The organism is Stenotrophomonas sp. 169 (assembly GCF_014621775.1).
Classification (GTDB): Bacteria; Pseudomonadota; Gammaproteobacteria; order Xanthomonadales; family Xanthomonadaceae; genus Stenotrophomonas.
Genome location: NZ_CP061204.1, coordinates 2,093,206 through 2,113,802, shown reverse-complemented (window position 1 = coordinate 2,113,802; position 20,597 = coordinate 2,093,206). Strand labels below are relative to the sequence as shown.

Sequence of the window (20,597 nt, the reverse complement as noted above, 5' to 3'; positions counted from 1 at the left end):
ACGCGTTTCGCTGCCGCAGGCAGGCATGAATGCGGAGTGCCCGGAGCGTAGCCTGCCACTTTGTCTTTGTGCAATGTCGTCGGCATCGAGGGTGCTGACGGTGTCCGCCGAGCGTGGCTCGGCGCACCGTGGCGCACAGAGTGCGACTAGACGACCGGTCTAATGTGGCGTAAGGTAGGTCCCATGAACTCCGTGCCCTCCCCTGCCAGTGTCGATGTCCGTGAAAAAATCCTGGCGACAGGCAGGCGGATCATGGGCGGGAAAGGCTTCTCCGCAGTCGGACTGAATGAGGTACTGGTCGCTGCCGGCGTGCCCAAGGGCTCGTTCTATCATTACTTCGGGTCCAAGGAAGCCTTCGGCGAAGCGATGCTGGAGGATTATTTCAGCGCCTATCTGGGCGACATGGATCTGATCTTTCGTCAGCCGGGCCAGAGCAAGGCGCAGCAACTGACGTCCTATTTCCAGGCGTGGCGGGCCAGCCAAGCGTCCGATGACTGCCAGGGCCGATGCCTGGCGGTGAAGCTTGGCGCCGAAGTCGCGGATCTGTCCGAAAGCATGCGGTCCGCTCTTTTGCGTGGCACTGCGGGCATCATCGAGCGGCTTGCTGCAGCGCTTGAGGCGGGTGTTGCGGACGGCTCACTCACCATCGATGGCAGTCCGCACGCGGTCGCGCAGGGCCTCTATCAGCTATGGCTCGGCGCCAGCATCATGGTGAAGATCGTGCGTACGGACCGCCCATTCGACGAGGCACAGGCCCTGACGGATCAGCTGATACATCGCCCCGCTTCCTGAGTCCGGCGATGGACTTCTTTGACGCTGCACGGTGCAGCGTTTTTTTCACGCCAGCGTACAAGACGACTGGTCTACTTTGCACATCTACAGCAGGAGATACGCATGAACGTTCTGATGGTTCTCACCTCACATGACCAGCTCGGCGATACCGGCAAGAAGACCGGCTTCTGGCTGGAAGAGCTGGCCGCGCCCTATTACACCTTCAAGGACGCCGGGGCAACGATCGTGCTCGCCTCCCCGAAGGGGGGCAGCCGCCCCTGGATCCGAAGAGCGACGAGCCGGATTCCCAGACCGATGACACCCGCCGCTTCCACGCCGACGCAGAGGCCAAGGCGCAGCTGGCCGCGACGGTGCGGCTGGACAGCGTGTCTGCGGCCGAGTTCGATGCGGTGTTCTACCCGGGTGGCCATGGCCCGCTGTGGGATCTGGCCGAAGATACCCACTCCATCGCTTTGATCGAATCCTTCATCGCAGCGAACAAGCCGGTTGCCCTGGTCTGCCATGCGCCGGGCGTGCTGCGCCACGTCAAAGCAGCCGACGGCCAGCCATTGGTTAACAGCAAGCGCGTCACCGGCTTTACCAACACCGAAGAGGACGGCGTCGGTCTGACCGATGTGGTGCCGTTCCTGGTCGAAGACATGCTCAAACAAGCCGGTGGGGACTACTCCAAGGGTCCGGACTGGGGCTCCTACGTGGTGCGTGATGGGCTGCTGATCACCGGCCAGAATCCGGCATCGTCCGCAGAAACCGCAGCGGTGCTGATCAAGCAGCTCGGCAGATAACGCCCTCCCGGCAAGGCGCGGCGACCTGGCTGGACAGCCAGCAAGGTCGCCACGCCTGTCGCCCCGCGTGGCCGCCGAAAACAGTTCCATCGCAGGGGGCGGCGGCGCTAATCTAGGCAGCCTGATTGCGACACCCCGGCCGGTCTGGCCGCAGGTGGGTGCGCGGGTCCCTGACGACAGCTGCCATCGCGAGACCTTCTTGAATCCTTCTGACTCCCCCCAGCGCCGAAGCGAGCGCGACGCCGAGCATGTGAGGTTGGCACTGGCCGCCGGCGCCATCATCGGCACCTGGTTCTGGGATGTGCAGCGAGATCGGTTGACCGTCGACGCCGCGCTTGCGCAGGCCTTTGGCCTGGATGCTTCGTTGGCCGGCACCGAGCTCCCGCTGCAGCAGATGGTGGAGCGCGTGCATCCGGACGACCAGGCCGGTCTGGAAGCTGCAGTCGCCGATGCGCTCGAGCGCGGCGGACGTTACATCCACCAGTACCGCACGCGCGGCGTGGACGGCACGTACCGCTGGATCGAAGCGGCGGGCCGTGTGGAGACGGACGCCGACGGCCGGCCCGTGGGATTCCCCGGCGTGCTGATCGACATCGAGGACCGCCGCCGGATGGAAATTGAGCGTGACCAGGCACAGACCCTGTTGCGTTCGTTCGTCGAAGCAGCGCCCGGTGTGGTGTACGCAAAGGACCGCCAAGGGCGGATCCTGATCGGCAACCGAGGCACGACCGAGTTGATCGGCCTGCCCCCGGAGCAGTACATCGGCCGAACCGACGCCGAGCTGTTGAGCGACCCGGCGCAGGCGGCCGCGCTGATGGCGACCGACGAGCGCGTCATGCGCAGTGGCCACTCCGAGCAACTGGAAGAGGCGGTCAGTTTCCCCGACGGTCGGCGTGCGTTCTGGCTGTCGACCAAGGCGCCCCTGCGCGATGCGGACGGCGCGGTGGTGGGGCTCATCGGCACCTCCCTGGATATCACCGACCGCAAGGCGGCAGAGGAACGCCACCTTGAAGTCGAGGAGCGTTACCGCTTGGCTGCCCAGGCGACCAACGATGCGATCTGGGACTGGCGCATGCGCGATGGCCAGGTGATCTGGAACGAGGCGCTGGTGACGCTGTTTGGCCATGTGCTGAGCGAGACGACGGCGCAGTGGTGGATCGACCACATCCACCCGGATGACCGGGCGCGCGTCGATGCGGACATCCATGCGGTGATCGACAGCGATCGCTCCGGATGGTCCGGCGAGTACCGTTTCCAGCGAGCCGATGGCACGTATGCCTCCGTGCTGGACCGGGGTACGGTGCTGCGTGATGCCGCCGGCACGCCCCAGCGCATGATCGGTGCGATGCTCGACCTGACCAGCCGCAAGGCGGCGGAGGCCGCGCTGGCCGAGAGCGAGGAACGTCTGCGCTTCGCCACCGAAGCCGGCGACATGGGCTTCTGGGACGTGGACCTGGTGCACGATCAACTGATCTGGCCACGACGTACCAAGGCGATGTTCGGGATTTCCGCCCACGTCGAGGTCACCCTGCGTGATTTCTACGAGGGCATCCACCCGCAGGACCGTGAAGCGACAACCGCGGCGTTCCTCGCTGCCGCTGATCCCGACAGACGCGCCCTGTACGACGTGGAGTACCGGACGGTTGGCAAGGAGGACGGCGTCGTTCGCTGGGTGGCCGCCAAGGGCCGCGGGATGTTTGAAGACAACCGCTGCGTGCGGGTGCTAGGCGTGGCCATCGACGTCACCGCGCGCAAGCGTGCCGATGCACAGCTGAAAGAACTGAACGAAGAACTGGAAAGTCGTGTGCTGGCGGAAGTGGCCGAGCGCACGCGGGTGGAGGATGCGCTGCGGCAGAGCCAGAAGATGGAAGCCGTGGGCCAGTTGACCGGCGGCATCGCGCACGATTTCAACAACATGCTGGCCACCGTGATCGGCCCCTTGGACCTGCTGGCGATGCGGGTGGGCGATGAGGATGAGCGCTCCAAGCGCTACATCGACATGGCGATCGAAGGGGCGCGCCGCGCGGCGCTGCTGACCCAACGGTTGCTGGCCTTCTCACGCCAGCAGCCGCTGCAGCCGGTGCCGGTGGACGCCAATCGACTGGTGGCGGGCATGTCGGACCTGCTGGTGCATTCGCTGGGCAGCAGCATCCGCCTGCAGACCGTGCTTGCCGCCGAGCTGTGGAGCACCTTCGCCGACGTCAACCAGTTGGAGAACGTCGTCCTGAACCTGGCCGTCAATGCGCGCGATGCGATGCCAGGCGGTGGCCGACTGACCGTGGAGACGTCCAACTGCACATTGCCGGACGATTCGTCGCAGGTGCATGCCGGCATACCTGCAGGCGACTACGTACTGATCAGCGTGGCGGACAACGGCAGCGGCATGTCGCCGGAGGTCATCGGCAAGGCATTCGATCCGTTCTTCACCACCAAGAAGGTCGGCCAGGGCACAGGGCTCGGGCTGTCCCAGGTGTACGGCTTCGTCAAGCAATCGGCTGGACACGTGCGCATCGTCTCGGCGCTGGGTGAAGGTACGACGGTGCGGGTGTACCTGCCCCGGCTTTCGGCGGTCGTCGATGCGGCGCCAGCTTCGCCTGCGCTGGTGAAGCCGCCGCTGCCCGCTGGGCAGCAGCAGCGGGTGCTGGTGGTCGATGACGAGCCCGGCGTGCGCCAGTTTTCCATCGACGCGCTGACCGAGCTCGGTTATCAGGTGCTGGCCGCTGATGGCGCAAGCGCGGCGTTGAAGCATCTGGACGCACACCCGGACATCGCGTTGCTGTTCACCGATGTGCTGATGCCGGAAATCAACGGACGGCAGTTGGCCGATGAAGCACGCCGGCGGCGGCCGGCGTTGAAAGTCCTGTTCACCACCGGCTACAGCCGCAACGCACTGGTGCATGACGGCGTGTTGGATTCAGGGGTGCACCTGATCGGCAAGCCGTTCACGCTGGACGAGCTGGCCACCCGGCTGCAGACCGTGCTGGACAGCCCGCACTGAGCGGGCGGGCTGGCCAGGGAGTGGTGCCGAGGCGTGCTCGGCCGTTTCCGGTTTCCGCGTCGCCGAGCATGGCTCGGCGCTACCGCTTACTGGGTCGGGGTGATGCGCCAGATGGTGTTGGCCAGATCATCGGCGACGATCAGTGCGCCGCGCGGATCCACCGTCACGCCTACAGGGCGACCGCGGGTCTTGCCGTCTTCGCCGAGGAACCCGGACACAAAGTCGATCGGCTCACCGGCCGGGCGACCATCACGGAACGGAACGAACACCACCTTGTAGCCAACCGGCGGGTTGCGGTTCCAGCTGCCATGCTCACCCACGAACACACCGTCCGCAAACTTCGCGCCCATCGTGGCAGTGGAGAACGAGACGCCCAGCGCCGCGACATGCGAGCCCAGTGCGTAATCCGGTGTAAGCGCAGACGCGACCTTCTCTGGATTCTGCGGCATCACCCGGGTGTCCACGTTCTTGCCCCAGTAGCTGTAAGGCCAGCCGTAGAAACCACCTTCGCGCACGGACGTCAGGTAATCAGGCACCAGGTTCGGTCCGATCTCATCGCGCTCGTTGACCACCGCCCACACCGTGCCAGTGCCGGGCTGCACGGCCAGCGCCGTGGGGTTGCGAATGCCGGTCGCGTAGGTCTTGTGCGCGCCGCTCTGCGCATCGATCTGCCACACCACCGCCCGGTCCACTTCGGCGGCCATGCCGCGTTCGGTGATGTTGCTGTTGGAGCCGATGCCCACGTACAGATACCGGCCATCCGCGCTGGCGGTGAGTGATTTGGTCCAATGGTGGTTGATCGCTGACGGCAGGTCGGTGACCTTGGTCGGCGCTCCGCTGGCCTGGGTCTGGCCTTCACTGTAATCGAACCGCACCAGGGCATCCTGGTTGGCCACGTACAACGCGTTGCCGATCAGCGCCAAGCCATACGGCGCATTGAGCTTGTCGGCGTAAACGGTCTTCGTTTCGTAGACGCCATCGCCATCGGCATCGCGCAGCAGCGTCAGGCGGTTTCCGCTCTTGACCTGCGTGTTGCCCTTCGCCTTGATCTTGCCGGCGATAACGTCCTTCGGTTTCAGGTTGGGCGCACTGCCGCCGCGCCCTTCGGCCACCAGGATGTCACCGTTGGGCAGCACCAGCGTCTGCCGCGGAATGTTCAGATCGGTGGCGATGGCGGCGATGCGATACCCCGCCGGCACGGTCGGCACGCGATCTCCCCACTGCGCCGGCTTGGCAATGGTCATGTCCGGCATCAACGTACGGTTGGGCTTGGGCAGCTCAGGGTTCTGGCCGTACTGGTCCATCTGCGGGGCTTTGCCACTGCAGGCGGCCACTGAAGCGGCAAGCACGGACACGCTGAGAATCTTCACGATCTGGCGGCTCATCGGACACCTCCTGCGCGCAGGGTGGAAAAGCCGATCCAGGTGGCCACGAAGGCCAGCAGGGTGGCGATGACGGTCATCACCAGAGCGCCGGGCATGATCGCCCACGCATCGCGCGCATGGTGCAGCGAATCGAAGAAGCCCACCAGCCACGTCACCACCAGCACGATCACATAAGGCAGCTGGCGGCTGCCGCGAACCAGGCCGACGATGCCGGCCAGCAGGGCCAGGGTGGTCATCACCATCGCGCCCACCAGCAGCCACGCCGCGAAGTTGCTCCACTGGATCTCGTAGGTGCTCCAATAGGCGTAGTCGGCCAGCAAGGCGCCGAGGAACAGCGGAAAGACCCCGCCGAGCACGGCAGCGTGGACAGGATGGATGACCCGGGTTCGGGTCACGACGACGGTTGATTCCATGGCAGGCTCCTTGGGGAGAGGGTCTGGGAAGGTGTCCCATGCTGCCACTGCAGTTGTGACGGCAATGCCCTCTTCCGCGCCGACGCCCATCGCCAGCGCCGTGCCCTGCCCCGTCGGTCTCAGCCGTTGTCGCGGAACTCCGGATACAGCGACATGCCGCCGTCGACGAACAGCGTGGTGCCGGTGACATAGTCGGCGTCGTCCGACGCGAGCCAGACCGCCGCACGGGCGACGTCTTCCGGCTCGCCGATGCGACCGTAAGGCACCAGCCGCAGCAGTTTTTCCAGCGCGGCTTCGGTTTCCCATGCCTCTTTGTTGATCGGGGTGCGTATCGCGCCCGGCGCGATGGCATTGATGCGGATGCCATCCGCGGCCACCTCCTGTGCCAGCGAACGGGTGAGCATCCGGCTGCCGCCCTTGGCGGAGGCGTAGTTGATATGACCCGCCCACGGGATGATTTCATGCACCGAACTCATGGCGATGACCGTGCCCGCACTGCGCGCCGGTCTGCCGCTGCGGGGCTGCCGACGGAAGTGCCGGACTGCTTCGCGCGCACAGAGGAACTGCCCCGTCAGGTTGACGTCGATGACCGTGTTCCAGTCCTCGAGCGTCATGTCCGCGATCGCCGCATCTTTCTGCACACCCGAGTTGCACACCACGATATCCACGCGTCCGTACACGTCCACGGTCTCATTGAACAGGCGTGCCACATCGGCCTCATCGGCGACGTCGGCCTGGATCACCGTGGCTCGTCCACCCGCGGCGATGATGCGCTCGGCCAGGTCGTCTGCCGGCGCTTCCTGCGAGTGATAGTTGATCACCACGGCGGCACCGGCCGCTGCCATGGCCTCGGCCACGGCGAGTCCGATGCCGGAACTGGCGCCGGTGACGATCGCCACGTGCTGGGCAAGCGTAGTGTGGGTTGCAGGCATGGGGGCACGTTCCAGGGAGATGGACTGATCGTGCCCGAGCCCATGTCTGCTGCGTGTGCGGGTGCTTTCAGTTGACGCCGCTGAGGCTTTCGGCGACGTAACGCTTCAGCTCTTCGATCTCATACGGCTTGCTGAGAAACCGCGCATCGCGATGCGCCCGCGGCACAAGGCCTTTGTAGACAGCCGACAGGAAGAAGTAGGGGATTCCGCGCGCTTTCAACGCATCCGCAACTGAAAACACGACGCCATCGCGCAGTTCAACGTCAAGGATCGCCGCATCGAAGGCTTCGTCATCGATGGAATGCAGCGCGTCTGAGAGCGAGTAGGCCTGTTCTACACCGTAACCCTCACCGGTGAGGATGGTCTGCATCAAGATCGAGAGCTCGATTTCGTCCTCGACCACCAGGATGCGCGGCGCATCGGGGCTTAGCGAAACATGTGTGTCCATGCGCATGAGTGTCCCGCATTGCGGTAGTTCATGGCGTGATGGCGTACGGGAGTATCTTCACGCCTCGTTGTCGCCGGGTTCGGCGGTTGAACCGACGCGCGTCGGCTGCGTTTGCGTTCGCTCTGCTGCTTTCGCGCCCTGTTTCCGCGCTCGTTCGCGGTCTGGCGCGCTCTGGTAGAGCCGACTTCAGTCGCTGCTTTTGCTCTCTGGTAGAGCCGACTTCAGTCGGCTGCTTTTGCGCTCCGGTAGAGCCGACTTCAGTCGGCTGTTTTTGCACGCAGCCGACTGAAGTCGGCTCTACCGTCGGCTCTACCCTCGGTTCAACCCACGCGCGAACGCCGCCTTCGGCGCTTTCTCCCTGCGAGCACGCCTGCTCTGGGTAGGATACGGCTCTGCATCGACATCAAGGTGGACGCTTCTGATGATGGGAAATTCGCACACGGTGGCGGCCGGCCTGTTGATCGCCACGGCAGCGGCGCTTACCGGCTGCAACCCAGCGCCGGACCGCGTCGACGAGGAATCGGGCGATCAGGGTGCAGCGGCAAACGCCTCAGCCCCCGCTGCGCCGGTTCCGGCAGTACGTCCGGCTGTCGTGCAGCCTGCGTTCGTCGATGAGGCGTCCGGGCTCGCGCTGCGCCCGGTGCCTGGCGCCCGCGTCGGGGCCGACGTGGAGTCCGGCGCGCTCACACCTGGCAGCTGGAAGCTGTTCGCCGAACCGGGAAGCGAAGGTCGCCGCGTGGTCGCGGTCGTACTGGATGGGTCCAACGAGGTCACTACCGCTGCCATGCGCATCGGCGTCAGTGCCGATCCATCATCGATGGCGGCCTGCCTGCAGCTGCCCGCCGAATCCACCGGCCCTGCCGCTGGGCAGGTCGAGATCGGCGGCGTCCCTTTCACCCACTTCCGCGCCGGTGATGCGGCGATGAGCCACTACGTGTCCGCTGACAGCTACCGTGCCGTGCACGGCGGACAGTGTGTTGCCATCGACCTGCTGGTCAAGGGGACCCGTCCGGAGGTGTACGATCCGCCCCGCACGCCACCGTTCACGATCGAGGAGGCGCAGCAGAAACTGCAGGCGCTGTTGCCTGCGGTGTACTGGCAGCGCTGAGTCAGCGTGTCATTTCCTCGGCCAGCAGGCTGACCAGGGCCTGCGCAGGCAGTTCGCGCGCCAATGGAGCCCCCTGCCCGGCCCAGAACGCGCCGACGTCCGTCCGTCCTTGGGCGGCGTAAGCAGCAAACAGCTGTTTTGCGATGTCGTAGGCCAGCGGGTAGTCCGCCGGGTCGGCGTCGGTGAGGCTGTCGGCGTAGTCGATGAGCGGGTTGACGATGCCGCGCGCCGGGCGCCCTGACAACGCCCGCGTCATCCGCGTGTGCGCGTTGCGCGGACCCTTCATCGCCGTCCGATAGCCTTCCGCAGCCGCACTCTCCGGGCACAGTACGAACGCGGTGCCGAGCTGCGCCGCCACCGCGCCGAGGTCGAGCGCCGCGCGGATGCCCTGCCCGTCCATGATGCCCCCGGCCGCGATGACCGGCCGTGTCGCGTCGCGCACCAGCCGGCGGACCAGCACCGGCATGCTGAGCGCTTCATCCAAGGCGTCAGGATCGAACATGCCGCGATGACCGCCGGCTTCGTGGCCCTGGGCCACCAGCACATCCACACCCGCGGCTGTCGCCTGCGCTGCTTCCTCGACACATGTCACCGACGCAAAGGTAATGATGCCTGCAGCGCGCAGCGCGCCGACCTGTGCGGGCGGGGGTACATTGAAATGGAAGCTCACCACGGCCGGCTTGAGGTCCAGCAGCAGCTGGAAGCTCTCCTCGTCGCCCAGGAAAGATCGATAGATCTCGCGCAACTGCGTGGGCGGCTCGCTCGACTGCTGCTTGAACAAGGGCGTCAGCGCGGCAATCCACGCCGCATCGCGCGCCGAGCCCGGCGTGGCCGGCGCATGACAGAACACATTGACGTTGAAGGGGCGCGAGGTCAGTTGCCGGGTAGCCTCGATGGCTTCGCGGGCCTGCGCCACGGTGCTTGCGCCGATCCCCAGTGAGCCCAGGCCGCCCGCGTTGCTGACTGCGGCGGCAAGGTGCGGCGTCGACACGCCCGCCATGGGGGACTGGATGATGGGATGGGTGAGGCCGAGCTGCGCGATCAGATCAAGCATGGGCGTCGGGTCCTTCGCTGCGTTGCGTTACGAAGGTCCTATTATTTCGCAGATGCGTCGCCGCCGCGACGTAGTCCCCTCAGCCTGCCATGGCCAGAGCGGGCTGCGTCGACGCGGCGCTGCGTGGGCGCGCTGACGAGGTCGAGCTGCTCGCGAAGCGCACCAGCTCGGTGTTCGCAACGGCCTGGCTGGCGGCACACTGCGGGCAACGAAGGACGCGCGCCCCGGTGACCGTGCTGATGCCGTGGCCATCACGGGCATCGAAGCCGTGCTGGCACTCCATGCACTGCACATGCAGCGCGTACAGATGCACGATGCGCTGCGATGCCGGTTCCTGCAGGCAGGAGATGTCGAGGATATCGAAGGTTCCGGAATTGGGCCTGACGAACGTGCCCCAGCTCTTGCGCCAGTAGGAGGTGGGGATCATGGTCGGTCGGCCGCTGCGGTGGGTGTGGACAGAGCATAGGCAGCGTGCTGTGTAGTGCAGGTGGACACAGGCGTGCAGGCGGGGTGGAGGCGCCGCGCTGGCGCACGTGCGATGCTGCGCTGCCCTGCCCTCCTGATATTCGGTGCACCATGCGTCGACCGCCGAAACGTCCATTGCTGGCCCTGCTCGGCTGGCTCCTGCTGTGCTTCCTTGTCGCCGCCGTGGGCGCGGCCGCCTCGGTGTCGGCCAGTGAATTCTATGCGGCGCTGGCAAAGCCGTCGTGGGCGCCGCCCGCCGGTGTGTTCGGACCGGTGTGGTCGGTGCTCTACCTGCTGATGGGCCTCTCGGCGTGGCTGGTGTGGCGCCGAGGGGGCTGGCGTGCACAGCGTGGCGCCCTGCAGTTGTTCGTCGTGCAGTTGGCACTGAATGGGTTGTGGAGCTGGTTGTTCTTTGGCTGGCGGATGGGCGGTCCTGCCTTCGCCGACATCGTGCTGCTGATCCTCGTGCTGCTGGCGACCATGGCGGGCTTCTGGCGGGCAAGCCGGTTTGCTGCCCTGCTGCTGGTGCCTTACCTGGCGTGGATTTCGTTTGCCTCGGCCTTGAACTGGGCGGTCTGGCGCGCCAATCCGGGTCTGCTGGGCTGAGCAGAGGGTAGCGGCGAGCCACGCTCGGCGAGTGCGCTGCGCGGTCGGAATGAGGTGTGCGCGTTGGTTGGATCGAAAGGCCGCCGAGCGTGGCTCGGCGCTACCGGTGCAGCGGCGCTGCCCTGACCCCCTGCGTTGGCGGTACGTGAAGCCCGGCTCACGACGCTGAGACATCCTGCCCACCACGATGGCCCCATCACACTGACATAACCGGGGACCCTGCCGTGCGAGCGTTCAACATCGCGACCTTGATCATGGTGCTGTTCGGCGCCATCTGCCTCGGCCTGCAGGGCCAGTTCCAGGTGGATCTGGTCGGGATGGTGTGCGGTGCGGAAAGTGCCTGGCCGCGCGCGGTGTATGCGCTGATCGGCCTGTCCGGGCTGTGGCAGACGGTGTGGCTGGCCACGCACAAACCGAAGGCGCAGCTGGTCTGAGACAGATCCGCCGAGCGTGGGCTCGGCGGTGATGGGGTTGCCGGTTCCGCTGCGCTCGCCGAGCGTGGCTCGGCGCTACCGGGTTCCGCGATGGTTTTTTCAGCTGCGGCACTCGAACACGGTGACGCTGCGCGGCGGGGCGAGGAATTCGGTCGAACCCTTCGGCACTGATGACCGGTCCAGCGCATCGTCGGTGGACAGCTCGAGTTTCCAATGCAGTGGCGTGGCTTCGTCGTCCGGCAGCTTGAAGGTGACCCCTTCGTGCCAGGCGTTGATCAGGATCAGCAGAGTGGCATCGTGGGCATGCTCCCGTACGCCGGAATGCTGCGCCTTGCCTTCGAGAACAAGCCCGACCGAACGCGCACCCGCGTCTTCCCAGTTGCCCGGCTGCATTTCTTCGCCGCTCGGATTGAGCCACGTCAGGTCCTTGACCCCTGCCTGCTCGCTGTACTGACCGTTGAGGAATCGACCACGGGTCAGAATCGGGTACCGCCTGCGCAGAGCGGTCATTTCGCGTACGAAGTCAGCCAGGCGTCCGTCGCTCGCGTCCCGCTCCCAGTCGATCCACGCCGTCTCGTTATCCTGGCAGTACGTGTTGTTGTTGCCGCCCTGCGTCTGCGCGCGCTCGTCGCCGGCGAGCAGCATCGGCGTGCCCTGCGCCAGCAGCAGGGTGGCGAGCAGATTCTTCATCTGCCGCTCGCGCACCGCATTGATGCCCGCATCGTCGGTCTCGCCTTCCGCGCCGTAGTTGCAGGACGCATCGTTATTCGAGCCATCGTTGTTGTCTTCGCCGTTGGCGACGTTGTGTTTTTCGTTGTAACTGACCAGGTCGCGCAGGGTGAAGCCATCGTGGGCGGTGATGAAGTTGACCGAGGACCACGGTCGGCGGCCGCGTCGGTCGAACAGATCCGCCGAGCCGGTGAAGCGCGTGGCGAACTCCGCCAGCATGCCCTCGTCGCCCTTCCAGAAGCTACGTGCATTGTCGCGGAACATGTCGTTCCACTCCGCCCAGCCCGGTGGGAAGCGGCCAACCTGGTAACCGCCCGGCCCGCAATCCCACGGCTCGGCGATCAGCTTGACCTGCGACAGCACCGGATCCTGACCGCAGGCATCGAGGAAGCCGCCGCGCTGGTCGAATCCACTGGGTTCCCGCCCCAGGATGGTGGCGAGGTCGAAACGGAAGCCGTCCACGTGCATGTCTTCTGCCCAGTACCGCAGCGAGTCGTTGACGAAGCGCATGGCCTGCATGTTGCTCAGGTTGAACGTGTTGCCGGTGCCGGTGTCGTTGATGTAGAAACGCTTGTCATCGGCAAGGCGGTAGTACGTTGCGTTGTCGATGCCCTTGAACGACAGCGTGGGGCCCAGTTCGTTGCCTTCTGCGGTGTGGTTGTAGACCACGTCCAGCACCACTTCCAGGCCCTTCCGGTGCATCGCCTTGACCATGTCACGGAACTCATCGCGATGACCGCTGGCGAGGTAGCGGCTCTTCAGGGCGAAGAATGCCAGTGTGTTGTAGCCCCAGTAATTGCGCAGCCCTTTGTCCAGCAGATGCTGGTCATCGAGGTAAGCCTGCACCGGCAGCAGCTCCACCGCGGTGACGCCCAGGCCCTTGATGTAATCGAGCACCGCCTCCGATGCGAGCCCGGCGCAGGTGCCCTGCAGCTCGGCAGACACGGCGGGATGGCGTTTGGTGAAACCGCGCACGTGGGTCTCGTACACCAGCGTCCGGTTCCACGCCGTCAGCAGCCGCTGGTCGTCTTCCCAGTCGTAGTCGTCGTGCACCACGACCGCCTTGGGCATGAACGGCGCGCTGTCACGCTCGTCGAAGCTCAGGTCCTTGTCGGGGTGTCCAATGGTGTAACCGTACAGTTCATCGGCCCACGTCAGGTCGCCGTCGATCTCGCGTGCGTACGGATCCAACAACAGCTTGTGGTGGTTGAAACGATGTCCTTCGGCAGGCGCATAGGGTCCGTGCACACGGTAGCCGTAGCGCTGCCCCGGCTTCACGTCGGGCAGGTAGCCGTGCCAGGTTTCGTTGGTGAACTCGGGAAGCTCGATGCGTTCTTCGTTGCCGGATTCATCGAACAGGCAGAGCTCGACACGGGTTGCATGGGCACTGAACAGCGCGAAATTGGTGCCCTTGCCATCGAAGGTGGCGCCCTGTGGAAAGGGCCGGCCCTCACGGACACGTGATGGGGTGGCGTAACGGGCGTGGACGGTATCGCGCATGGGCTGCTCGCTGGGCAGGCGGCGGAAGTGCGGCCTGGGAGGCGCAAGATTCTGCTGTCGCGCGTGCAGGCTGCGTCATCGGTCGATGGCGCGCCGATCACGTGCTGCGTTGAAATACGGTAGGTTGGTTGCCTGCCTTTTCATCACCTCCCAAGGATATCCATGCCCTACGTCATCACCGGCCAGTCTTTCCTCGCGTTCGCCGCCTTCATGGGCATGGGGCTGTTGATCCTGCTGCTGGCCATCGCGCTGGTTGCGCTGATCACCCCGCACAAGGAAATCACCTTGATCCGCCAAGGCAACAAGGCGGCAGGCATCGGCCTGGCCGGCGCGCTGATCGGGCTGGCGCTGCCGATCAACTCGGTGATCAGCAATTCGGTGTCGTTGGTGGATGCCGCCATCTGGTGTGCGATCGCCGTCGTGATGCAGATGTTGGCCTTCGGCATCTCCCGCGCGATCATCACCCGCCGTGGCCCGGATCAGATCGATGCCGGCAACGAGAGTGCCGGCTGGTTCTCCGCTGGTGTTGCCATCGCGGTGGGGCTGGTCAATTCCGCTGCGATGGTGCCCTGAGCACCGCGGATCCGTGCGAGCGCCTGCTTGTCCAGCGGGCGCAGCGTGCGGCATCCGGTGTCACGCCAGCGGATGGACCGCCATCGTGGCACCTTCCAACCCCTGCTTGATGATGCGGTAGGTGTCCCGGTCGAACTCGCCGGGCTCCGCGCGAAGTCGCTTGGCCTTGGCCAGGCTGGGTGCACTGCCGTGGTAGCGCCACCCCTCGACGACGTGGAACTGGGTCATGGTCTCCCCCTTTCTTCCATGGCCACCTTCCCGCCATACGGCCACGCCGATACCTCCAGACGCTCCAGTGCGCCCCGCAGCCGCTGTTCGTGCGCGTCCAGCGGCTCGCGTCCACTGCACGCGCCCAGGCACTGCCCCAGCATTGACCGGAAACAGGCGCGGCCGGCCGGCAACCGTTCCAGGCCCAGCAGCGCATAGCAGAGCCGGTGATCGTCGGCGAGCCGGCGCAGGGATTCCTTGGCGGCCCGTTCGCTGGAATACAGGCCATGCAGCATCGGTGCCGTGGCCAGATCGTGATCACCGGAGTGCACCACGCTCACCGTTCCGCGGTACAAGCGCAGGCTGAACTGCCGACGCAGCCGACGCAGCAGCCGGTTGTACAGCGGAAGGTCGCGCTTGATCAGATGGGCCTCCAGCAACCGCGCGCCGAAGTCGCCGGCCGTGGGGAGCGCGGTGACGTGCCGGGTCTGCCGCAGCAGATCGGCCTCTTCGGTCGTGCGCAGATGGTCCATCACCCGCCCACGGATATTGATGCTCTTGCCGATGTACAGCGGCAGGCCGCCGTCCTGTCCGTGGAAAACGTATACCCCCGGCGTCCGCGGCAGCTGCTGCACGACGTCGCGCAGGTGCTCGGGGTAGAGATAGGTGGCGGCGCGGGAGGCGCGGCGAGCGGTGGAAGCGGAGGTCGGCATATTGTATTGCGGTGATTTAGTAGGAATACTAACACCTGCCGGGTATTCGTGTTCCGATCAAAACGCGTGACGCCGGCATGGCGGCTGGTCAGCTGAAATATTCAGATTCATTGGTTCATCCGTCTCATCTGATGAGACCGGCCATTACTAGCGTGGTGTCATGGAAACCCTCCGCAAACTCGAGATTCTCGCCGACGCCGCGAAATACGATGCGTCCTGCGCCTCCAGTGGCGCGGGCAAGCGGGATTCGCGCAAGTCCGGCGGCATCGGCAGCACGGAAGGGTCCGGTATCTGCCACAGCTATACCCCTGATGGCCGCTGTGTGTCGCTGCTGAAGATCCTGCTGACCAACTTCTGCATCTACGACTGCGCGTACTGCGTCAACCGCGTGTCCAGCAACGTGCCGCGTGCGCGTTTCCGGGTGACCGAAGTGGTGGCGCTGACCCTGGATTTCTACAAACGCAATTACATCGAGGGGCTGTTCCTTTCCAGCGGCATCATCCGCAGCGCGGACTACACGATGGAACATATGGTGGAGGTGGCGCGGCAGCTGCGCGAAGAGCACCGTTTCGCCGGCTATATCCACCTGAAGACCATTCCCGAAGCATCACCGGAGCTGCTGGCGGCAGCAGGGAAATATGCCGACCGCCTGTCGATCAACATCGAATTGCCCACCGAAACCGGGCTGGCCGCTTTCGCGCCGGAGAAAACCATGCCGTCCATCCGCGGTGCGATGGGCGAACTGCGCTGGCGGATCGAGGAATCCAAGGAAGAGCGCGCCCGCCCTGCCCTTGCGGCGGCAACGCGCAGCGTGCAGAAGAGCGCGCCGCGGTTTGCGCCGGCCGGGCAAAGCACGCAGATGATCGTCGGCGCGGATGGTGCCAGTGATCGCGACATCCTGACCACGTCCGACCAGCTGTACGGCAACTACCGTATGCGCCGGGTCTACTACTCCGCCTTCAGCCCCATCCCCGATGCCAGCAAGGCGCTGCCGCTGCAGCCGCCGCCGATGCAGCGCGAGCACCGGCTGTACCAGGCCGACTGGCTGCTGCGGTTCTACGGGTATGGGATCGAAGAGATCACCGATACCACGCAGGACGGGATGCTCGACCTGGACATCGACCCGAAGATGGCCTGGGCGCTGCGGCATCCGGATCGGTTTCCAGTGGATCTGAACATCGCCCCGAAAGAACTGCTGCTGCGCGTGCCCGGCCTGGGCGTGCGCAATGTGAAGCGGGTGCTGATGGCCCGCCGCCATGGCCGCCTCCGCGTGGCCGACGTGGCCCGGCTGCGCGCACCGATGCGCAAGCTGCTGCCGTTCGTGCAGCTGCTGGACCACCACCCGCACCGGCGGCTGGACGATCCGGCCAGCCTGCGCGCAAGCCTGGCACCGCCGCCTCGGCAGGGTTCGCTGTTCGGCGAGCATCCGGCCAGTTGAACGTGCAACGCTGGACCGCGCGCATCGATCCGCCGTGGTCGCTGGATGCATGGCGTGCGGCGGCCCGCATCGGGCTGGCGGCGGGGGTGGCACCGGAGCAGATCGACTGGCTGGAAGGCCGCGATGCCTCGTTGCTGGATGCCCCTGATCTTGCCGGGGCGCTGCCGTCGCATGACCCGGCCGCCGCCCCGGTGCTGCGCGTCTCGAAAGCGTTTCTGGAGCTCGCCGCCACGGTGCTGTGTCACCGGGATGCGCAACGGCAGCCTCTGCTGTACCGCATCCTGTGGCGCATCGGCCGCGGCCAGCGCGATGTGCTGTCCAATCCGACCGACGCCGACGTGCTGCGGGCCAACGCCCTGACCCAGGCCGTGCGCCGCGACTCGCACAAGATGAAAGCCTTCGTGCGTTTCCGCGAGGTCCCGGGCGAGGACGATGCCTTCATCGCCTGGTTCGAGCCCGATCACCACATCGTGGATCGGGTCGCTCCGTTCTTCGCGCGGCGCTTTGCCGGCATGCGCTGGGCGATCCTGACCCCGTCGCGCAGCGTGCACTGGGACGGCACCGCCCTGCACTTCGGTGGCGGCGCGAAGCGCAGCGACGCACCGGCGGATGACTCGCGGGAAGACCTCTGGCGGACGTATTACGCCAGCATCTTCAACCCCGCGCGCTTGAACGAACGAATGATGCGGCAGGAAATGCCGGTCAAGTACTGGAAGCACCTGCCGGAGGTCTCGCTGCTGCCCACGTTGGTGCGCGACGCCAGCACGCGTGTGGAAGAGATGCATGCGCGCCAGGCGCAGGAACCGCAGCGGCGGATCCCCCAGGCACCGGTTCCCCTGCCGCCAACGCCTGCCGAAGCCGGGTCGCTGGAGACGCTGCGCGCACGCGCCGCGGCCTGCCGCCAGTGCCCGCTGTGGGAGCCGGCCACGCAGACGGTATTCGGCGAGGGTCCTGCCGGTGCGCGGATCATGCTCGTCGGTGAACAGCCCGGCGACCGCGAGGACCTGAGCGGCCGCCCTTTCGTCGGACCGGCCGGACAATTGCTGGACCAGCTGCTGGCCGAGGCCGGCATTGAGCGCTCGGCGCTGTACCTGACCAATGCGGTAAAGCATTTCCGTTTCCAGCGGCGTGGCAAGGTGCGCGTGCACCAGCGGCCGGACCGCGAGCACGTCCAAGCGTGCCGTTCATGGGTAGCCGCCGAGATCGAACACGTGCGTCCGGATGTCATCGTCTGCCTGGGTGCGACGGCGGCATCGGCGCTGCTGGGCTCGGCCTTCCGCTTCAGCCAGGGGCGCGGGCAGTGGCATGCCCTGCACGATGGCACACGGGCGCTGGTGACGGTGCATCCCTCCTGGATACTGCGCCAGGGTGACGGGCCGGCGCGTGAGGCCGCCTATCAGGTGCTGCTGGAGGATCTGCGCAAGGTCAAGGACGCGCCGGCGCCTTGACGGTGATCCACGTAGGCGCGTGGTCGCTGGCTTTCTCCTGCAGCCGCACCCAGCGGTCCACGCCGGCCGCTTTCAGTCGGCTGGCCAGCACCGGGTTGAGCAGCAGGTGGTCGATGCGCAGGCCGCGATCACGTTCGGCATGCTGGCGAAAATAATCCCAGAACGTGTAGATCCGCTCCTCGCCGACGATCTGTCGCAGCGCATCGGTCCAGCCCTGCGCCAGCAGATCCGCGTAGGCATCGCGCACGGCCGGTTGGATCAGGGCATCTTTTTTCCATGACGTTGCGTCGTACACATCGTCGTCCGTGGGGATCACGTTGAAGTCGCCGATGATGGCCACCGGATGATCGAGCGCCACCAGCGTGCGGGCATGGCGGGCCAGCCGCTGCATCCATGCCAGCTTGTAATCGAACTTCGGGCCCGGCTGTGGGTTGCCGTTCGGCAGATAGATTCCTGCGACGATCACCCCGTGGATCGCCGCTTCGATGTAGCGGCTCTGGGTGTCGGATGGATCTCCCGGCAGGCCGCGCCGGCTTTCGATGGGCTGCGTGTCGCGGCCCAGCAGGGCGACGCCATTCCATGCGGCCTGGCCCTGCCAGATCGCCCCATATCCCACGCTTTCGATGGCGGCGCGCGGAAAGGCGGCATCGGTCGCCTTCAGTTCCTGCAACGCGACGATATCGGGCTGTTCCTTCTCCAGCCATGCCAGCAGATGCGGCAGCCGTGTCGTGATGCCGTTGACGTTGAAGGTGGCGATCCTGAGTGTGCGCGAGCGTGGCATGGCGGGCCTGTGCGGTAAGCGGCGATGGCAGCCTGACCCACTCCGCCTGAAGGTCACGCGATGACCCACGCGCTTAGAATGTGCGGATGCTTGCTCTCCTTGGCCTGTTCCTTGCGGCGCTGGTCGCCGCCACCCTGATCCCCGCCCAATCCGAAGCCGTGCTGGTGGCGTTGCTGCTGGATCGCAGCCACCCGGCGCTGCTGCTGGTGCTCGTGGCGACCGTCGGCAATGTGCTGGGCGCGCTGGTCAACTGGTGGCTTGGCCGGCAGGCACAGCGTCTGGAGAACCGTCGGTGGTACCCGCTTTCGGGGGCAAAGCGCGAACGTGCGCAGGCGTGGTATCGCCGTTACGGACGCTGGTCGCTGCTGCTCGCGTGGGCGCCGGTGATCGGTGATCCCATCACCCTGGTGGCCGGGGTGATGCGCGAGCCCCTGCGGGTGTTCCTGCCGCTGGTGATCCTGGCCAAGGGCGGCCGCTACACGGTGCTCGCGCTGGTGACCCTGGGACTGATGTAGCGCCGCATCGCACCTGGCGAACGGTCACGGCGTTGGCGCGGTCATGTCCAGGTGGCGGGCGAAAAATCGCGCCATCACGCGGTAAGCCTGCTGGCTCTCCGGCAGGCGCGCATCCAGATGGAAGGCATGACCCAGTCCGTCCCACACGTGCAGGTCCGACTCGCGACCCAGGTCGATCAGGCGCGAGTGGGTATAGGAAGCCGCGCTCAGCTCGGCTGCGCGGGTCGCGGTGATGAACAGGGTCGGCGGAAACTGCGCCAGCACCGCATCGGAGAAGACCGGTGACACCAGCGGATCACGGAAATCGACGTCGCCGTAGTAGAGGTCTTCCATGATCGGCAGGCGGCCGTCGGTGTCGGGTAACAGCGCATCGTTCAGTGCGGCGGCGACATACCGGGAGTCGCCGCCGTAGCGCGCATCACCGGCCGCACAGAACAGCCCCGCCGCGCCCGGCATCGGCAGGCCTTCCTTCGCGAACCAGGCCAGCGACTCGCCGGTCAACACGCCGCCGGCCGAACAGCCGAACACACCGATGTGCGCGGGTGAATAACGTTCCAGTGCGGCCCGGTAGACCGCGGCGACATCTTCGCTGGCGGAGGGGAAGCGATGCTCCGGCCCTTTGCGGTACTCGACGGCGACGACGGTAGCCCCGGTCATCGCCGCAAGCGGGATCGTTTCCAGCAACCCCAGGGTGTCCGCCCGGCCGAACACGAAGGCGCCGCCGTGCAGTTCGATCAGCAGACGCTGCCGTGCCGGATCCCTCGGCGCGTTGCGCGGCTGTACCCGCACCACCGGCACGCCGTTCCAGGTCTCCTCGAAGAGATCCACCGGATAGCGCTGGCGCAGGCCGATGATCTCACCGCGCGCCCACTCGTCGGCGCCCTTGCGCAGGCTGGCCAGACCGGCAAGGACCGCCGCATTGTCCATTTTCGCCGTGGGGTCCGGATGCGTGACCGAGCCGCGGACGGCCGCTTGCGCGGGTTCGCTGAGATACGGCGACACGGGCAGGTCGAAGGATTGCACCCTGCGCGTCCCTTCATCGGCATGCAGGGGCGATGCCAGCAGGCCAAGCAGGAGCAGTGAGGCAGCGGCGAATCGGGCGGCAGAGTCGTGCATCGGTGTCCTTTCCGGATGAGGCTGAGCACGCCATTGTAGAGCCGACTTCAGTCGGCTGGACGTAACGCAACGGGCAGGCTGACGTACCGCAAAGGGCCGAAGCAGCCGGCTGAAGCCGGCTCTACCAAGCAGATCCAGCCGATCCACTGGGCTGTTTCTG

The 20,597-nt window shown here is 66.0% G+C and carries 18 protein-coding genes and 2 pseudogenes; 10 read left to right on the top strand and 10 right to left on the bottom strand.

What is annotated here, in order from left to right; all coding sequences use genetic code 11:
- Window positions 1–183 precede the first annotated feature (183 nt).
- The 3 genes and pseudogenes from ICJ04_RS09105 (at window position 184) to ICJ04_RS09095 (ending at window position 4,572) form a co-directional block, all read left to right on the top strand.
- Window positions 184–792, top strand: a complete 609-nt coding sequence (locus ICJ04_RS09105) for a TetR/AcrR family transcriptional regulator (protein ID WP_188323978.1) — start codon at window positions 184–186, stop codon at window positions 790–792.
- 102 nt (window positions 793–894) lie between these two features.
- Window positions 895–1,574: pseudogene (locus ICJ04_RS09100) on the top strand (type 1 glutamine amidotransferase domain-containing protein).
- Window positions 1,575–1,773: 199 nt separating this feature from the next.
- Window positions 1,774–4,572 (top strand): PAS domain-containing protein, encoded by a 2,799-nt coding sequence (locus ICJ04_RS09095; RefSeq protein WP_223202832.1) that lies wholly within the window; start codon window positions 1,774–1,776, stop codon window positions 4,570–4,572.
- A gap of 86 nt (window positions 4,573–4,658) precedes the next feature.
- Here the strand turns inward: ICJ04_RS09095 and ICJ04_RS09090 are convergent, their stop codons facing one another.
- From ICJ04_RS09090 to ICJ04_RS09075, 4 genes are all read right to left on the bottom strand, one after another.
- On the bottom strand, window positions 4,659–5,957 hold the full coding sequence (locus tag ICJ04_RS09090) for a sorbosone dehydrogenase family protein (RefSeq protein WP_188323977.1): 1,299 nt from the start codon (window positions 5,955–5,957) through the stop codon (window positions 4,659–4,661).
- On the bottom strand, window positions 5,954–6,370 hold the full coding sequence (locus ICJ04_RS09085) for a DUF2231 domain-containing protein (protein ID WP_188323976.1): 417 nt from the start codon (window positions 6,368–6,370) through the stop codon (window positions 5,954–5,956). Before ICJ04_RS09085 ends, ICJ04_RS09090 begins: the two co-directional genes overlap by 4 nt.
- A 119-nt stretch (window positions 6,371–6,489) precedes the next feature.
- Window positions 6,490–7,302, bottom strand: a complete 813-nt coding sequence (locus tag ICJ04_RS09080) for a glucose 1-dehydrogenase (protein ID WP_188323975.1) — start codon at window positions 7,300–7,302, stop codon at window positions 6,490–6,492.
- Between the two features lie 67 nt (window positions 7,303–7,369).
- A complete protein-coding gene (locus ICJ04_RS09075) occupies window positions 7,370–7,756 on the bottom strand; it encodes a response regulator (protein ID WP_188323974.1) in 387 nt (128 codons plus the stop codon).
- A gap of 415 nt (window positions 7,757–8,171) precedes the next feature.
- On the opposite strand from ICJ04_RS09075, the gene ICJ04_RS09070 reads away from it, so the two are divergent.
- Window positions 8,172–8,858, top strand: a complete 687-nt coding sequence (locus ICJ04_RS09070; protein WP_188323973.1) for a hypothetical protein — start codon at window positions 8,172–8,174, stop codon at window positions 8,856–8,858.
- Window position 8,859: 1 nt separating this feature from the next.
- On the opposite strand, the gene ICJ04_RS09065 is transcribed toward ICJ04_RS09070, so the two are convergent.
- Complete coding sequence (locus ICJ04_RS09065) at window positions 8,860–9,912, bottom strand: nitronate monooxygenase (protein WP_188323972.1); 1,053 nt, start codon at window positions 9,910–9,912, stop codon at window positions 8,860–8,862.
- Window positions 9,913–9,991: 79 nt separating this feature from the next.
- The gene (locus ICJ04_RS09060; RefSeq protein ID WP_188323971.1) at window positions 9,992–10,339 is read right to left on the bottom strand and encodes a hypothetical protein; all 348 of its coding nucleotides are present in this window, start codon (window positions 10,337–10,339) and stop codon (window positions 9,992–9,994) included.
- Window positions 10,340–10,488: 149 nt separating this feature from the next.
- On the opposite strand from ICJ04_RS09060, the gene ICJ04_RS09055 reads away from it, so the two are divergent.
- Both ICJ04_RS09055 and ICJ04_RS09050 read left to right on the top strand, forming a co-directional pair.
- Window positions 10,489–10,983 (top strand): TspO/MBR family protein, encoded by a 495-nt coding sequence (locus ICJ04_RS09055; protein WP_188323970.1) that lies wholly within the window; start codon window positions 10,489–10,491, stop codon window positions 10,981–10,983.
- 224 nt (window positions 10,984–11,207) lie between these two features.
- Entirely contained in the window at window positions 11,208–11,417 is a 210-nt protein-coding gene (locus ICJ04_RS09050; RefSeq protein ID WP_223202831.1) for a DUF378 domain-containing protein, read from the top strand.
- Between the two features lie 99 nt (window positions 11,418–11,516).
- Here the strand turns inward: ICJ04_RS09050 and glgX are convergent, their stop codons facing one another.
- Window positions 11,517–13,646 (bottom strand): glycogen debranching protein GlgX, encoded by a 2,130-nt coding sequence (gene glgX / locus ICJ04_RS09045; RefSeq protein ID WP_188323969.1) that lies wholly within the window; start codon window positions 13,644–13,646, stop codon window positions 11,517–11,519.
- A gap of 162 nt (window positions 13,647–13,808) precedes the next feature.
- Here glgX and ICJ04_RS09040 point away from each other — a divergent pair, with 162 nt between their 5' ends.
- Window positions 13,809–14,219, top strand: a complete 411-nt coding sequence (locus tag ICJ04_RS09040) for a DUF350 domain-containing protein (protein ID WP_188323968.1) — start codon at window positions 13,809–13,811, stop codon at window positions 14,217–14,219.
- A gap of 60 nt (window positions 14,220–14,279) precedes the next feature.
- Here ICJ04_RS09040 and cho read toward each other — a convergent pair.
- Window positions 14,280–15,139, bottom strand: a pseudogene (cho, locus tag ICJ04_RS09035) (excinuclease Cho).
- A gap of 160 nt (window positions 15,140–15,299) precedes the next feature.
- Here cho and ICJ04_RS09030 point away from each other — a divergent pair.
- Window positions 15,300–16,577, top strand: coding sequence for a putative DNA modification/repair radical SAM protein (locus ICJ04_RS09030; RefSeq protein ID WP_188323967.1), 1,278 nt, complete (start codon window positions 15,300–15,302; stop codon window positions 16,575–16,577).
- 2 nt (window positions 16,578–16,579) lie between these two features.
- Window positions 16,580–18,025: a UdgX family uracil-DNA binding protein gene (locus ICJ04_RS09025; protein WP_223203058.1), complete on the top strand. Its 1,446-nt coding sequence runs from the start codon at window positions 16,580–16,582 to the stop codon at window positions 18,023–18,025.
- Here ICJ04_RS09025 and xth read toward each other — a convergent pair.
- Entirely contained in the window at window positions 18,003–18,806 is an 804-nt protein-coding gene (gene xth / locus ICJ04_RS09020) for an exodeoxyribonuclease III (protein ID WP_188323966.1), read from the bottom strand. The two genes, ICJ04_RS09025 and xth, sit on opposite strands and share 23 nt — an antisense overlap.
- A gap of 86 nt (window positions 18,807–18,892) precedes the next feature.
- Between xth and ICJ04_RS09015 the strand changes: the two genes are divergently transcribed.
- On the top strand, window positions 18,893–19,321 hold the full coding sequence (locus tag ICJ04_RS09015) for a YqaA family protein (RefSeq protein ID WP_188323965.1): 429 nt from the start codon (window positions 18,893–18,895) through the stop codon (window positions 19,319–19,321).
- A gap of 24 nt (window positions 19,322–19,345) precedes the next feature.
- On the opposite strand, the gene ICJ04_RS09010 is transcribed toward ICJ04_RS09015, so the two are convergent.
- The gene (locus ICJ04_RS09010) at window positions 19,346–20,437 is read right to left on the bottom strand and encodes an alpha/beta hydrolase (RefSeq protein WP_188323964.1); all 1,092 of its coding nucleotides are present in this window, start codon (window positions 20,435–20,437) and stop codon (window positions 19,346–19,348) included.
- Window positions 20,438–20,597: the final 160 nt, after the last annotated feature.